Genomic DNA, 14,671 nt, shown 5'->3' with positions numbered 1-14,671 from the left:
GGCCGTCTCGTGCCGTGCCGTTCGCTGGGTCGCCGCGAACGGCACAGCCCCGATCAACGCAGCTGGCTGCCAGGTGCCGCGCACCAGGACACCGGCAGATCCTTCACCGCCGTGCCCCACCCCTGGGTCGGCGCCTGCGCGTCGAGGGCGAAGTGCAGGCGCGGGCCCTGCTGCAGGCGCTCCCAGTCCAGCCAGACCGGGGCATGCGCCTGGCCATCGACCTGCACGCCCTGCACGTACTGCAGGCGGCGGCCGTCTGCCCCCGGGGCATTGATGCGCAGGGTGCGGCCATTGCCCATGTCGACCTCGACCCGGGCAAAGCGCGGCGTATGCAGCAGGAACTGGCCACTGCCCGGTACTGCCGGGTACATGCCGATCGCACTGAACAGGTACCACGCCGACATCGTTCCAAGATCGTCGTTGCCGGTCACGCCATTGGGCGCATTGGTGAACAGCTGCTGCGCGGCCCGCACCACCGCGGCGGTCTTCCACGGCTGGCCGATCAGGGTGTAGAGCCACGGCGCGTGCAGATCGGGTTCGTTGTTCGGGTTGTAGCGGAACTGGTTGTAGTAGCTGTAGGGCCCGACCACCCATTCGCGCCGCGCGGCATTGAGCGGGTCGGCCTGCAGTGCATCCATCGCGAAGAAGGCATCGAGCCGGCGCCCGGCCTGCTCACGACCGTCCATCGCCTCGACCAGCCCCGGCATGTCCTGCTGCGCCAGCCACTGGTACTGCCACGCGGTGCCTTCATGGAAGCCGTGGTGGGAACGTGGGCTGTAGTGCCCGTCGGCCGGGGTGTACCACTGCCCGTCCTCGGTGCGAGGCCGCGGGAAGCCGCTGAAGCCGGTCTCGGCGTCGCGGACCTGCGGGTCCCACACCTTGCGCCAGTTGCGGCCGCGCTCTCGCAGCGTCGCCGCATCCCGGGCGTGACCCAGGCCATCGGCCATCTGCGAAAGCGCGCAGTCGGCCAGTGCATATTCCAGAGTGGCCGAGCCGCCGTGATGCGGATCGACGTCCATGCCCTTGGACGGGAACGCACGGTCGTAGACCACGTAGCCCTTGTCCAGATAGGTCGGATTGCCCGACCGGCCCGCATGACGGGAATTCAACGGCGGGGTGCCGAACGCATTGCGGCGCAGCGCATCCCACGCCTGCGATTCACGGCCCTTGAACGCACCGAAACGCCACAGGTCGACCATGAACGGGGTCACCGGATCGCCGGTCATGATGTTCGTCTCAAAGTTGGCGTAACCCCAGCGTGGCAGCCAGCCCCCCTGCTCGTCGATCGCCAGCAGCGTGCGGCCGATGTCACGCGCCACATCGGGGCGGGTCAGCGCCAGCCATTGGTTCTGTGCACGGTAGGTATCCCACAGCGAGAAGTACTCGTAGTAGGTCCAGCCATCCGCGCGATGGATGCCATCGTCGTAGCCGCGGTAGCGGCCGTCGGCATCGCTGCCGGTCAGCGGCTGCAGCAGCGCGTGGTAGGCGGCGCTGTAGAACACCGTGCGGTCATCAGCACTGCCGCCCTGCACGCGCACCCGGCCCAGCTCCTCGCGCCACGCCTGCTGCGACAGCGCGCGCATGCGGTCGAACCCCATCAGCGCTCCGCCCTGCATGCCCTCGGTGCGCAGGTTGGTGCGCGCGCCTTCGGCATCGACGTGCGAAATCGCGCTCACCGCCGTGACCGACTGCCCCTTGGCCAGGTCGAAGCTCAACCAGGCACCGTTCGGCTTCTGCTCGCCTTCCATGCTGTGGCGCGCCCCCGGCAGGCCACCGGCCTCGCCCCAGGTACCGTGCGCCTTGAACGGGCGATCGAACTCGATGCGGAACCACGTCGTGTACTGGTGGCCACCGCAGAAACTCTTGGTGACCAGCTTGCCCTCGACCACGCGGTCGCCGACCACGTCGATCACGCTGCCGATCACCGAATGGCGTTCATTCGCCTGGCCGACATTCACCAGCACGTGGCCATCGCCGCTTCGCTGGCTGAAGGTGTAGCGCTCGGCGGCGGCACGGGTGCGCGCGGTCGCCTCGGCATCGACGCCACCGTAGCTGGTCAGGCGCACCTTGTAGTAGCCGGCCTGGCCGATTTCGCCGTCATGCGTGTACGACGCGGCATAGGTCTTGTGGTTGAAGCTCTTGGCGTCGGCGGTGTCGAAATCGCCACCGGGACCGATGCTGCCGGTCACGGGCAGGACCGAGACCTGGCCGCCCTGCTCCCAGCACCCGGCACCGGACAGGAAGGAATGGCCGAAGCCACGGATCTTCTCGTCGTCGTAGCGCCATCCCGAATAGTGGCTGCCGATGGGGCTGACCTGGATCAGGCCGAAGGGTGCCGAGGCGCCCGGGAACGTGTTGCCATCGTCCTTGCTGCCGATGAAGGTGTTCACCTCGCGCTCGAGTGCGGCCGGGGCGGCCTGCAGCACCGGCGACATCGCCAGTGCGAGCAGCCAGGCCAATCGCGTCAACGGGCGCGGCGTCGAGGGGACAGCGGGAGCGGACGGCACTGGGCGCATGTCGGGTTCCTGTGGTCGATGGTGCGGTGGCAGACGGCTGGAGCCTGCAACGCCTTCCGCTGAGCGCTGCCTGCAGGCAGCCTGCTCCCCGTGGAATGGCGCGAGACCCGCGCAACCGTGAATTTAGATCGATTCAAGTAGAGCATGGCGATTCGCGCCAATGCATTCTGCGCCGCAGCATACGTCCCGCCGCGCGGCCTCTTGGCCGGCCTGCCGGGGAATCGCGCGAGAAAACGTTTCCAGCCGATTCAGAAAAACGTCATGCCCCCGCCACGGCAATACCATATTGCGCAGCAGCATGCGCCGACGGGCAACCCATGCTAAAAAACGCCGGCCCATCGCTTAGATCGATCCAAGACGACGTTGCGGTGGCCGGGAGTTTGGGGAAGCAGCGACAGGACGGGCCGGCACAGACACAGGATGCAGTTGCAACTGCGTGGCGACCGCACCGGCATCACCACAGATTAGATCGATTCAAGTCATCCGCACCACGTCACACGTCAGCGGATCAATCCAGGAGAGAGGGAGAGATGGGAATGAGTCACTCAAAACGCATGCATGGCCAGGACGCACTGTCGCTGGCCATCGCGCTGGCATTGGCCGCTGCCGTCCTGCCGGCGGGCGCCGCGGCGCAGCAGGCCACCACCGGCACGCCCGATGCCACCACCCTGGACAGCGTCCAGGTCACCGGCTACCGCTACGCCATCGAAAAGAGCCTTGAGCAGAAGCGCGACGCCAACGCCGTGGTCGAAGTAATCACGGCCGAAGACGTCGGCAAGTTCCCCGACAAGAACGTGGCCGACGCGCTGCAGCGCGTACCGGGCGTGGTCATCACCCGCGACGGCGGCGAAGGCAAGACGGTCAGCGTGCGCGGCCTCGCTGCAGACCTGACGCTGACCCAGTTGAACGGCAACTACGTCGCCACCTCCGAGACCAACGACGAGGCGACCCGCTCTTTCAACTACACCCTTCTGCCGTCCAACATGCTGTCCAGCGCCGAGCTGTTCAAATCGCCGGAAGCGCGCATCGACGAAGGCGGCATCGGCGGCACGGTCATCCTGCACACCCGGCGCCCTCTGGACATGGAGTCCAACTCGGGCTTCGTCACCCTTGAAGGCACCTCGTCGGATACCAGTCACGACATCGATCCGCAGGCCTCCGCACTGTACTCGTGGCACAGCAAGGACGAGCGTTTCGGCGTGCTGGTCGGCGTGACCCAGCAGAAACGCACCAGCCGCACCATGGAAGTCACCACCGAGAACTATCAGTGGTACGGCACCGATACCGATGCGCGCGACGTGCATGGCAACCCCATGCTGCAGGACGGCATCGAGTACTGGTGGGGCAACTCCGGCTTCAACAACCAGAACGGTCGCAACTACACCGACTTCTTCATGCCGACCTCGGTCAATTTCGCGGTGAAGGAGGAAACGCGCGAGCGCAAGGGCGGGCAGCTGACCTTCCAGTTCAAGCCGGTCGACAACGTGACCATGACGGCCAACTACTTCCGCTTCGAGCTGGAGGGCAACTACGCCCAGCACATGCTGAAGGTGCCGGAGTGGAGCATGGCCCGCTTCAATGGTGACGGCAACTGGGCCGGCGGCCGCATGCTCAACGGGCTGGACTTCGATCCCAGCGGCACCGTCGTCACCGGCGCGCAGTTCGAGAAGCTGGCCGGCAAGACCTATTACTGCAATGAAGCCGAGGCCGAAGCGGCCGGGCTCGAGCCGGGGGGCTGGGGCCCCGATGACTGCACCATTCCGACCCCGCAGCTCACCGGCGGCTACAGCCGCGAAAAGGCGCTCTCGCAGACCGCCGACCTCAGCATCGACTGGGATATCAGCCCGCTGTGGAAGGCGTCGTTCACCGGCGGCCGCACCTGGTCCGAAGGCGGTCCCTCGATGAACTTCCGCATGTCGGCCAAACCGCGTCGGCAGACCAATGGCGTGTGGGAATCGTCCAGCAGCACCTCCTGGGACCTGACCGGCACGCCGTCGGGCACCTTCGCTCCCGACCTGCAGCAGCAGCTCATGGCCGGCATCGCCGAGATCGACACCGGTTCGACCGACTCGTCCTGGAAGCAGACCGAGATCAAGCAGAACTATTTCCAGGCCGATGTCACCAAGCTGTTCGAATCCGGCTGGCTGGACTCGATCCAGTTCGGCGCCAAGTATCGTGACGGCACGGTGCACCGCAACACCGGCAACACCTACTGGGTGTGCCAGGGCCGCGATCCGTCGGACTACGACAACAACCGCTACCAGAGCGGCTGCGACCCGACGGCCACTATCGCCCAGCCCGGCTTCTTCCTGTCCAACCCGATCAGCAACATCCCCGGCGGCTTCAATACCAACGTGTTCCCGGGCATCAACTATCCGGCCTACATCGATTACCTGAACAAGACCTACGGCGGTTCGCACAACCGTGTCGAGGACGACTTCATCTACAACGTCAACGAGAAGATCTACTCGGGCTACTTCCAGGCCAACTTCCGCACCGAGCGGGTACGCGGCAACGTGGGCGTGCGCGTGGTGCGCACCAAGCAGCTGGCGCAGTCCACCGATTCGATCGAGCGTTTCGACGACTACTTCCTCGACAACGCCGCAGGCGCACCGATGGCGTGCTCCGACCCGGCCGCGGCGGCCTACCCGAACTACAGCTGCGAGAGCGGTTTCGTGCGCCTGCCGTACAACCTGGCACAGAGCAAGAGTTTCGAGCTGCTGGGCGTGGACCGCACCTACACCGACGTCCTGCCGAGCTTCAACATCGCCTGGGACATCACCGATACCCTGCTGCTGCGCGGTGCCGCCTCGAAGGTCATCGCACGCCCCGGCTACACCGAGATCGGCGCTCCGGGCAGCCTGCGCTACTACAGCGAGGAGTACGTCAATGACCGCCGCGTGGCCGGCGGTGCACCGACCCCGGGCTGGACCGGCGACGGCAGCAACAAGCAGCTTGAACCCTTCGAGGCCACCCAGTTCGACCTCGGCCTGGAGTGGTACTTCCAGCCTGGCGCGGTGGCCGGCGTGGGCCTGTTCCGCAAGAACGTGGACAACTTCACCGTGCCCGTCGTGCGCGACATGCAGATGCAGGTCGGTGGCGAAACCGTGACCGTGCAGGACTACGAGACCCGTGCCAACGGCCAGGACGGTGTGTCGCAGGGCGTGGAGCTGTACGGCCAGTACACCTTCGATTTCGGCGTCGGCGTGCAGGCGAACTACACCTACAACGACACCAACCTGGCCTCGATCGTGCTGGATGGGCAGAACATCGGCTCGTCGCCGCTGGTCGGCAGCGCCAAGAACCAGGCCAACGTGACGGTGTTCTACGAGAACGACACGTTCCTTGCCCGCGCCTCGTACAACCGTCGCGGCCAGGTGGTCGGCGGACTGAACAACGGCATGACGGTCTACACCGAGCCGTACGACCAGCTTGATCTCAACGTGGCCTACAACCTCACCCCGGAGTGGACCCTGACCGCGTCGGTGATCAACGCCACCAAGTCCGAGCAGCGCGTGCATCTGGGCAATGACACCAAGGCCCGCCTGATCTCCAATACCTACGCGGGCCGCCAGCTGTACTTCGGCGCGACCTGGAAGTTCTAAGGCAGTCGCCCCGCCCGGCGCGGGGACATTCCTCCACGGCAGCCACGCTGGTACGGGTGGCTGCCGTTTTTCATGGGCACCGCGGAGGCATCACTTGACCCTGCCATCGTTGGAAGGTGCACACTGGCTGCATTCCCCGGAACCGAAGGAGCTACAGATGGACTTCCATGTTGACGGCATGACCTGCGGCGGATGCGCGCGCAGCGTGACCCGCGCGATCCAGAGCGTTGATCCGCAGGCCTGCGTGGTCGCCGATCCGCCGACAGGCCGCGTGCAGGTGCAGACCACGGCCAGCGAAGCAGAGATCTTCGCCGCTGTGAAGGACGCAGGCTTCCCGCCGCGCACCGCCTGATCGCCCGGCTCCGGGCGATGCTCACGTCCTTCTGAAGGAGCCACAGCACTCCCGCCGCGCAGGTGCGAAGGCCCCTGCGCCCCGCGGCTCAGCTCCGGCGCGCCTGCCGCCGCCGCGCCGCGACTGGCTCCGCGCCTTCCTCGCCCTCCTCCAGCCGCTGCAGGATCGGGCACTCCGGCCGCTCGTCGCCCGCACAGCAGCTGATCAGCGACTTCAGCGTATCGGCCATCTGCCGCATGTGGTCGATGCGCTGCTCGAGATCATCGATGTGCTGCTCGGCCAGGCGCTTGACGTCGGCGCTGTGGCGCGAGGTATCGTTCCACAGACCCAGCAGATCCGTGATCTCGGCGACCGAGAATCCCAGGTCCCGCGCGCGGCGTATGAACCGCAGTCGATGCACGTCGGCGTGCGAATAGGCCCGGTAGCCGGATGCCGTACGGTCGGCAGCAGGAATCAGCCCGATCTGCTCGTAGTAGCGGATCATCTTCGCCGAAACGCTCGATGCCTTCGCGGCCTCACCGATGTTCAAGACAGTCTCCTTTTCAGTGGCTGGCGGCGTCGGCCATCGGCGCCCGGAAGCGACGCAGGCGCAGTGCATTGCCCAGCACGAACACGCTGGACAGTGCCATCGCACCGGCGGCGAATACCGGCGACAGCAGGATGCCGAAAGCCGGATACAGCACGCCGGCGGCCACCGGAATCAGAGCGGTGTTGTAGGCGAAGGCCCAGAACAGATTCTGCCGGATGTTGCCAAGGGTGGCCCTGGACAGCGCGATGGCATTGGGCACGCCCAGCAGACTGCCGGACATCAGCACTACATCGGCCGATTCCACCGCCACATCGGTACCGGTGCCGATGGCCAGGCCCACATCCGCCTCCGCCAGCGCCGGCGCATCGTTGATGCCGTCGCCGACGAAGGCGACGTGACCATGCGCAGCCTTGAGGCGTCGCACCGCCTCCACCTTGCCTTCGGGCAGCACTTCGGCCACGACCTCGTCGATGCCCAGCTGGCGTGCGATCGCCTGTGCGGTGCGCGCATTGTCGCCGGTGATCATCGCCACCTTCAGTCCCAGCTCATGCAGTGCGGTGATGGCGGCCGGCGTGCTCGTCCTGATCGGGTCGGACACTGCGATCACCGCTGCCAGCCGGCCATCGAAGGCGGCGTACAGCGGCGACTTTCCTTCACCTCCCAGACGCTGCACCAGCGCGGCAACGCCATCGATATCAACGCCCTGCGTTCGCATGAACCGGTCGGCCCCGACTTCAATGCGGCTTCCCTGCACGATCGCACGCACCCCCATGCCGGTGACCGATTCGAACGCCTGCAGGGCCGGCACGGAGATGCCCTCCTCCTCGGCGGCCATCACGATCGCGCGTGCGATCGGATGCTCCGAGCGCGATTCAACGGCCGCGACCGCGCCCAGCACCGCCGCTCGCGCAAAACCGTGGCTCAGTTCCAGATCGGTCAATCGCGGGCGGCCCTCGGTCAGGGTTCCGGTCTTGTCCACCGCCACCACCCGCGCATCCTTCAGCAACTGCAGTGCCTCGCCCTTGCGGAACAGCACGCCCATCTCCGCGCCCCGCCCGGTGCCGACCATGATCGAGGTCGGCGTTGCCAGCCCCATCGCACAGGGGCACGCAATGATCAGCACGGCCACGGCATTGACCAGGGCGAAGGTAAGCGCCGGGGACGGCCCGAGCAGCAGCCACGCCACGAAGGTGGCCAACGCGGCCAGCATCACCGCAGGCACGAACCACAGCGTGACCCTGTCGACCACGGCCTGGATCGGCAGTTTCGACCCCTGTGCCTGTTCAACCAGGCGGATGATCTGCGCAAGCACGGTCTGCGCACCTACCGCCGTGGCACGCACGGTCAGTGCTCCCTGCTGGTTGACCGTACCACCGACCACGGCCGCGCCCGATGCCTTTTCAACCGGAACCGGCTCACCGCTGATCATCGACTCATCGACGAAGCTGCGCCCCTCGACCACCTCGCCATCCACCGGGACGCGTTCGCCAGGACGTATTTCCACGAGGTCGCCACTGACCACCTCGCCCACCGGGACGTCGACCACCCGACCATCGCGTACTACGTGGGCGACCTTGGCCTGGAGCTTGACCAGCCGCTTGATGGCTTCCGACGTACGGCCCTTGGCACGCGCCTCGAGAAAGCGGCCCAGCAGGATCAGCGCGACGATCACCGCCGCGGCTTCGTAATAGACGTTCACCGTGCCGGGCGGCAGCAGCCGCGGTGCGAAGGTCGCTATCACCGAGTAGCCGAACGCCGCCGCGGTGCCCACCGCGACCAGCGAGTTCATGTCCGGTGCCAAACGCAGCAGTGCCGGAATGCCCTTCTGGTAGAAGCGCCGGCCGGGAATCACCAGAACCAGCGTGGTCAGCACGAACTGCACATACCAGCTGGCCTGCAACCCGATGGTCGACATCACCCAGTGGTGCATGCCCGGAATCAGATGCGATCCCATCTCCAGTACGAACACCGGCAGGGCCAGTACGCTGGCCAGTATCAGCGCGTGTTTGAGTTCAGCACGCTCGGCGTCCTTCTTCTCCCCGCCGTCATCGGCCTGCGCGCTGCCATCGAGAAGACGAGCGCCGTAGCCCGCCCTGTCGATCGCCGCCAGCAGCGCCTCCACGTCTGCTGCGCCGCGAACGGTGGCACGCTCGGTGGCCAGGTTGACGCTCGCCGCGCTCACGCCCGGCACGGCCAGCAGTGCGCGTTCGACCCGGCCCACGCAGGACGCGCAGGTCATGCCCTCCACGGCCAGCTCCACGGTCGTGGCCGCAACCTCATAGCCGACCTTGTGCACCGCCTGGATCAAGGCGGCGCGGTCCACCGGCCCCGACGGACGGATATCGGCACGTTCCGTGGCCAGGTTCACCGAGACGCTGCCGACCCCCTCCACCTTGGCCAGCGCGGCCTCGACTCGGCCTACGCAGCTCGCGCAGGTCATGCCTTCGATGGGCAGGCTGATCGGATCAGGCACGGAAGCGGCGGTGGTGGCGTGCGGCAGGCTCATGACTGGATTCCCGGGTTCCTTCTGGACCGGAACAGGCTAAACCTTGCCATCGTGGGAAGGTCAAATCCAGCCTGTCCTGTCCGGCGGCCCAGCGGTCAGTTCATCCGCGGGGCATGGATCCACCGGTCGAGGGTGGATCCATGGCGCAGGCTCAGAACGTGAACACGTATTCCAGCGCGAACTCGCGGCCGACCGCACCGAGCAACCGGGTCGGCGCGAAATCGTAGTCCAGCTTGTAGGGATCCTTGTGGTTCCAGCTGGCCGAGTTGAAGACGTTGTTGACGTACACATTGACCTTGGCGCGTTCAGTCACCTGATAGCCCACATTGACGTTCCAGGTGATGAACGGTCCAACCCGGCCGTAGTAGCGCGCCGTGCGCTGGCCGGCGTTCGGATTCGGATTCGGCGAACCATCGGGACGCGTGGCAGGTTCCAGGCAGTCCAGCGAAGGACTGTCGCTGGGTACGTAGCCATCGGCGAACGGCAGGCAGCCGCCGGGATTGTCCAGGCGGTCGGTGCCCCAGTGGTAACGCACGCCCGGCACCGAGCCGATGCGGTCGGCGTACACATTCGCGTTCCAGTGACCACGCTGCCAGGCCAGGCTCGCTCGCAGCTTGCTGCGCAGGTCGCGATCACGGCGCTGCGGATTCGGATCCGCGGCATAGCGCTGCTCCTTGGTCGACAGCTGGTTGGTGTAGTTCACGCCGAACTGGAAGCTTCCCCATGCTGCGCTGTCCCACCGGTAACGCGCGGTCAGGTCGATACCGCGGACCTCCCGGCTGGCCAGGTTGAACGGCCCCCGCTCGATCGACACCAGGCGGCCATTGCTGTCGCGGTTCACGCGCGCGAGGATGCCGGCGCAGTAGTCCGCACCGGCCGGATTGGCCCACGGCGTGCCGTCGATGTTCAGTCCCGTGCGGCAGCCCGCTTCGCTGGCCAGCACCTCGTCGGCGCCGACATCGACGATCATGTCCTCCAGCTTGATCGCCCAGTAGTCGGCACTGATCGAAAGATTGGACATCACATCCCAGACGAATCCGACCGTCCATGAATCCCCCGTTTCCGAGCGCAGCAGCGGAGTACCGCGACGATTCACGTCGAACGTGTACCAGACATCGGTATTGCCCACTCCACAGTTGTTGACCAGATAGGCACCGCTTTCGATGCAACGCAGGCGGTCATAGGTCTGCACCTCGGAACTGCTGGGCTGCCCCAGCAGGTAGTGCATGTCAGGCGCGTGGAAGCTGGTGGCGTAGGAACCGCGTACCAGCAGCGACTCCACCGGCCGCCATTCCAGACCGACATTCCAGGTGGTCTCCTTCTGGCTGCCGATGTCCAGCGCCTCTACATTGGCGTCGGCCTTGTAACTGCCGTAACGGTCATAGCGTGCCGCCGCGGTGGCGATCACGCTGTCCAGCAGTGGAATCTTGAACTCCACGCCCGCCGAGTAGCGCGTGCGCTCGCCGCCACCGCGATCAACGTTCTGCAGGTCGAAATCGATGCCGGCGCGAGGGTCGGGAGCGAGGTGATATCCCTGTTGCGCCACCTCGGCCACCGCCGCGAACGAAACAGGCCCCGCCCAGCCCTGGAACAACTCACCGGTGATGTCCGCCGACGCCTGGTTGACCCAGGAAGACGCGCGGTTCTTCGCCACCGTACCCATCTGCCAGTACTGGTCCGGCGTGAGCGGGTTCCACCAGCGTGCTTCGTCCAGTGCGTAGATCGCTTCACCATCCGCCGTCGTACCCAGGCGCGGGCCGAGGAAGAAGTCATAGGACTTCTGCTCGTCCACTACATTCTGCCGCTCTTCCACGCGGTAGTAGGAACGGCCGATGGTGGCACTCCAGTCGAAGCGGTCCGCCAGGCGCCCGCGCAGGCCTGCACTCCAGTCCCAGGACAGCTCGCGGTTGGTGTTGCGCAGGGTGTCCAGGCCGCCCACTTCGTTGGGCGTGAACTGGCGCACGCCCAGGATCGCGCGGTTGCGGTTGGCATCCCAGTAGTAGCCGTTGTCATCATCGATGAGCGTCACGCCGGGCGGATTGGTCCCCCAGATCGCCTCCGACCGGTACACCGCCAGGTTGGTCCAGCCCTGCAGGTCGCTGTCGAAATCGAACGTGGCATACAGATTGCCGGACACATTCTCGGCACCACCGGTCAGCAGCCAGTTGGCATAGTCGGCCGTCATGCCACACAACCGCCCGGTATTGGTGATCGTATCGGTGTTGTAGTTGTAGACCAGTCGATCGGCGGTGTAGTACTCGCCGTCGAACTTCTCGCAGGTGCCGGTCGGCGGCGCCAGTCGTTGGCCGGTACCCGGGTCGATCAGGGCCAGGCCGGCGGTAGGACGGAAACCGACCTTGCGCTGTTCCATGTTCCAGGAGGGGCGCGGCGCATCATCGGCATCATCCATCTGCGGCCGGTCACGGCCGAACAGCGGATCGCGCTTGGTGTACTGCAGCGCGTAGGTCACGCTCCAGTTGTCTCCGGTCCTGCCACCCGCCCACGACAGATCCCAGGTATCGCGACCACCTTCAGTGGAGGTGCCGCCGCGCACGCGCACTTCGTCGCCGTCGTAGTGGGTCTTCAGGATGACGTTGACCACGCCTGCAATGGCATCCGAGCCGTAGATCGCAGAGGCGCCGCCGGTCAGGACCTCGATGCGCTCCACCGCAGCGGCGGGAATGTTGCCGTAGTTGGAGAAATTGGTCTCCCCGCCATAGGGCAACGGGTAGTCGGCCACGCGACGGCCATTGACCAGCAGCAGTGAGCGGTTGGGGCCCATCCCGCGCAGATTCAGGCCGCTGGCGTTGGGCGTGTGCGAGCCCCACTGCGAAGCCGCCTCCACGGTGCCGGTGGCTTCGGTCAATGTCTTCAGCGCATCGTACACGCTGACAAAGCCTTCCTTCTGGATCTGCTGCGCGGTGATCACGTTGACGGGAGCTGGGCCTTCGACGCTGGCGCGCTTGATGCGCGAGCCAGTGACGGTGACCGCGTCGAGATCCTTGGTGGACGAGCCTGAGACTTCCTGTGCATTGGCAGCCAGCGGAAGCAGGGCCAGGACCAGGGCCTGGGACAGCAGGTGAAGACGATTGCGGACGAACTGAGCCATGTGGTCGCTCTCGGAGGGTGTGGTCGCACGGATGGGTGGTGGCGCGGCACTACGGAAGATCCAGGTGCCGGGTCGGTTCAAGCCGGTTCCGGCGCCCCCCTGTGGATCGATCCAAACTAAAGCACGGCTGAACCGGAGAGAGCATTCCGCGGCGCAACACGCCGCTGCGGATCCGCTGCCGTCCCCGCTTGAAAAGTAGATGAATCAGTGGCTTGCGCAGGTTGGCCGCCGCAGGCCGGAGATGAACTGATGACACGCGAGCGGCAGACCCGCGCGGAACCGACTTCGCCCGGTATCAGGACAGATCGCCGTCCAGTGCCCGCCGCAGCCCCGCCACGATTGCGGCATCGGTCTGATCCCAGTGCGGGTCCAGCCCGCGCAGTGCCGGGTTGTGGAACTGCATGGCCGAGTGCTGGCGGCTCTTGGCCGACGCGTGCAGCTCAACACAGCCGCTGTGCCGCGCCACCGCAGCGATGTTGGCCGGGTCCAGGCCAGCACCCGCCATCACGCTGATGCGCCCCGCCGCCCGGGCGACCAGGCCTTCCAGCACGTCGACACCGGCAGCCGCGCTGGCCTGTCCCCCGGACGTCAATACACGGCTGCACCCCAGAGCGATCACCTGCTCCAACGCCGCCGGAAGGTCACGCGCAGCGTCGAAGGCACGGTGGAACGTCACCTGCAGCGGACCCGCCGCCTGGATGAGCACGCGGCACAGGGGCAGATCGATATCGCCCTGACGGTCCAACGCACCGATCACCACGCCATCGCAGCCCAGCGCACGGCACTGTGCGATATCGCGCAGCATCAGCTCGGCCTCCAGGGCGTCGTAGTGGAAATCACCCGGCCGCGGCCGCACCAGCACGAACAGCGGAATCGACAGGCGTTCGCGGGCCATGGCGATGCTGGCGAACGACGGTGTGGTGCCGCCCTCGGCAAGGTTGTCGAACAGTTCGATGCGGTCGGCACCACCGGCCTGCGCGGCCAACGCCGAAGCCAGCGAGTTGCTGGCGATCTCCAGGGTGAGCCGCGTGCTCACGCCTGCGTGCTCGTGTAGATCGACGGTGAATCGCGCAGGTCGTCCTGGCGCTGCGCATCGCAGACGGCATAGACGAAACCGCGATGCAGCGCATAGGCGCCCACCTCGCCCTGCTTGTTCATGGCCAGGAAGCACACCTGCAGGGTCCTGCTTGCCTCGGGACGCTTGCGTACCACGCGGTCGATCGCCTCACGGCAGGCCTGGGCGGGCGTTCGACCCTGGCGCATCAGCTCGACCACCAGGAACGAGGCCGCATTGCGGATCATCTCTTCGCCCACGCCCGATGCGGTGGCAGCACCGACCTCGTTGTCGACGTACAGGCCGGCGCCGATGATCGGACTGTCGCCGACCCGGCCGTGCAGTTTCCAGGCCATGCCGCTGGTGGTGCAGGCACCGGCAAGATGGCCCCGGGCATCCAGCGCCAGCATGCCGATGGTGTCGTGGTTGTCGCTGTTGCCGGGAAGGCCACGTCGCTCGGCGTTGATCTGGGGCTGGTACTTCTCGGTCTTCAACCACTCGCGCCAGGCCGCTTCGGCCTGCGGCGTCAGCAGACGCCTGCGCTCGAAGCCCTGCTGCACGGCGAACTGCTGCGCCCCTTCACCCACCAGCAACACGTGCGGGCTGTTTTCCATCACTTTGCGGGCCACCGACACCGGGTGCGGGATGTCGACCAGCGCGGCCACCGCACCGCAGCGGCCATCGCCGTCCATGATGCTCGCGTCCAGGCTCAGCACGCCGTCCCGATCCGGATTGCCGCAATGGCCCACGGTGGGATTGCACAGCTCGCTCTCGGCCCAGCGTGCGCCGGCCTCCACTGCGTCCAGGGCACTGCCGCCCTGCGCCAGGACCTTCCATGCCGCCTGGTTGGCCGGCACACCGAAGTCCCAGGTCGAGACCACCTTCGCTCCGCCCTGCACACGTGCCTGTACGCCCGGCAGGGCGGCCATGCCAGCCGCCAGCGCTCCGGCCTGCAGGAACTGCCTGCGATCCACCATGTTGCCTCCCAGTCCGCAACGTG

General features: G+C 66.4%; 8 protein-coding genes. 2 read left to right on the top strand and 6 right to left on the bottom strand.

What is annotated here, in order from left to right; genetic code table 11:
* Positions 1–53: 53 nt before the first annotated feature.
* On the bottom strand, positions 54–2,516 hold the full coding sequence (locus ACZLIF_RS09485) for a GH92 family glycosyl hydrolase (RefSeq protein ID WP_128988676.1): 2,463 nt from the start codon (positions 2,514–2,516) through the stop codon (positions 54–56).
* A gap of 530 nt (positions 2,517–3,046) precedes the next feature.
* Between ACZLIF_RS09485 and ACZLIF_RS09480 the strand changes: the two genes are divergently transcribed.
* The gene (locus tag ACZLIF_RS09480; RefSeq protein WP_128988674.1) at positions 3,047–6,121 is read left to right on the top strand and encodes a TonB-dependent receptor; all 3,075 of its coding nucleotides are present in this window, start codon (positions 3,047–3,049) and stop codon (positions 6,119–6,121) included.
* Between the two features lie 157 nt (positions 6,122–6,278).
* Positions 6,279–6,473 carry a heavy-metal-associated domain-containing protein gene (locus tag ACZLIF_RS09475; protein ID WP_128988673.1) on the top strand — a complete coding sequence of 65 codons (195 nt, stop codon included), beginning with the start codon at positions 6,279–6,281 and terminating at the stop codon, positions 6,471–6,473.
* An 88-nt stretch (positions 6,474–6,561) separates the two neighbouring features.
* Here ACZLIF_RS09475 and cueR read toward each other — a convergent pair whose 3' ends face one another.
* From cueR to ACZLIF_RS09450, 5 genes are all read right to left on the bottom strand, one after another.
* Complete coding sequence (gene cueR, locus ACZLIF_RS09470) at positions 6,562–7,002, bottom strand: Cu(I)-responsive transcriptional regulator (RefSeq protein ID WP_053516714.1); 441 nt, start codon at positions 7,000–7,002, stop codon at positions 6,562–6,564.
* 13 nt (positions 7,003–7,015) lie between these two features.
* On the bottom strand, positions 7,016–9,508 hold the full coding sequence (locus ACZLIF_RS09465; RefSeq protein ID WP_128988671.1) for a heavy metal translocating P-type ATPase: 2,493 nt from the start codon (positions 9,506–9,508) through the stop codon (positions 7,016–7,018).
* Between the two features lie 151 nt (positions 9,509–9,659).
* A complete protein-coding gene (locus ACZLIF_RS09460) occupies positions 9,660–12,617 on the bottom strand; it encodes a TonB-dependent receptor plug domain-containing protein (protein ID WP_128988669.1) in 2,958 nt (985 codons plus the stop codon).
* A 295-nt stretch (positions 12,618–12,912) separates the two neighbouring features.
* A complete protein-coding gene (locus ACZLIF_RS09455; RefSeq protein ID WP_128988667.1) occupies positions 12,913–13,653 on the bottom strand; it encodes a copper homeostasis protein CutC in 741 nt (246 codons plus the stop codon).
* Positions 13,650–14,648: a glycosylasparaginase gene (locus tag ACZLIF_RS09450; RefSeq protein ID WP_053516718.1), complete on the bottom strand. Its 999-nt coding sequence runs from the start codon at positions 14,646–14,648 to the stop codon at positions 13,650–13,652. Before ACZLIF_RS09450 ends, ACZLIF_RS09455 begins: the two co-directional genes overlap by 4 nt.
* Positions 14,649–14,671 lie beyond the last annotated feature (23 nt).

Source organism: Stenotrophomonas sp. 2201_Sma, from assembly GCF_056486685.1.
Note: the sequence above shows the minus strand (reverse complement) of the source record. Positions and strands in the feature narration are given on the sequence as shown.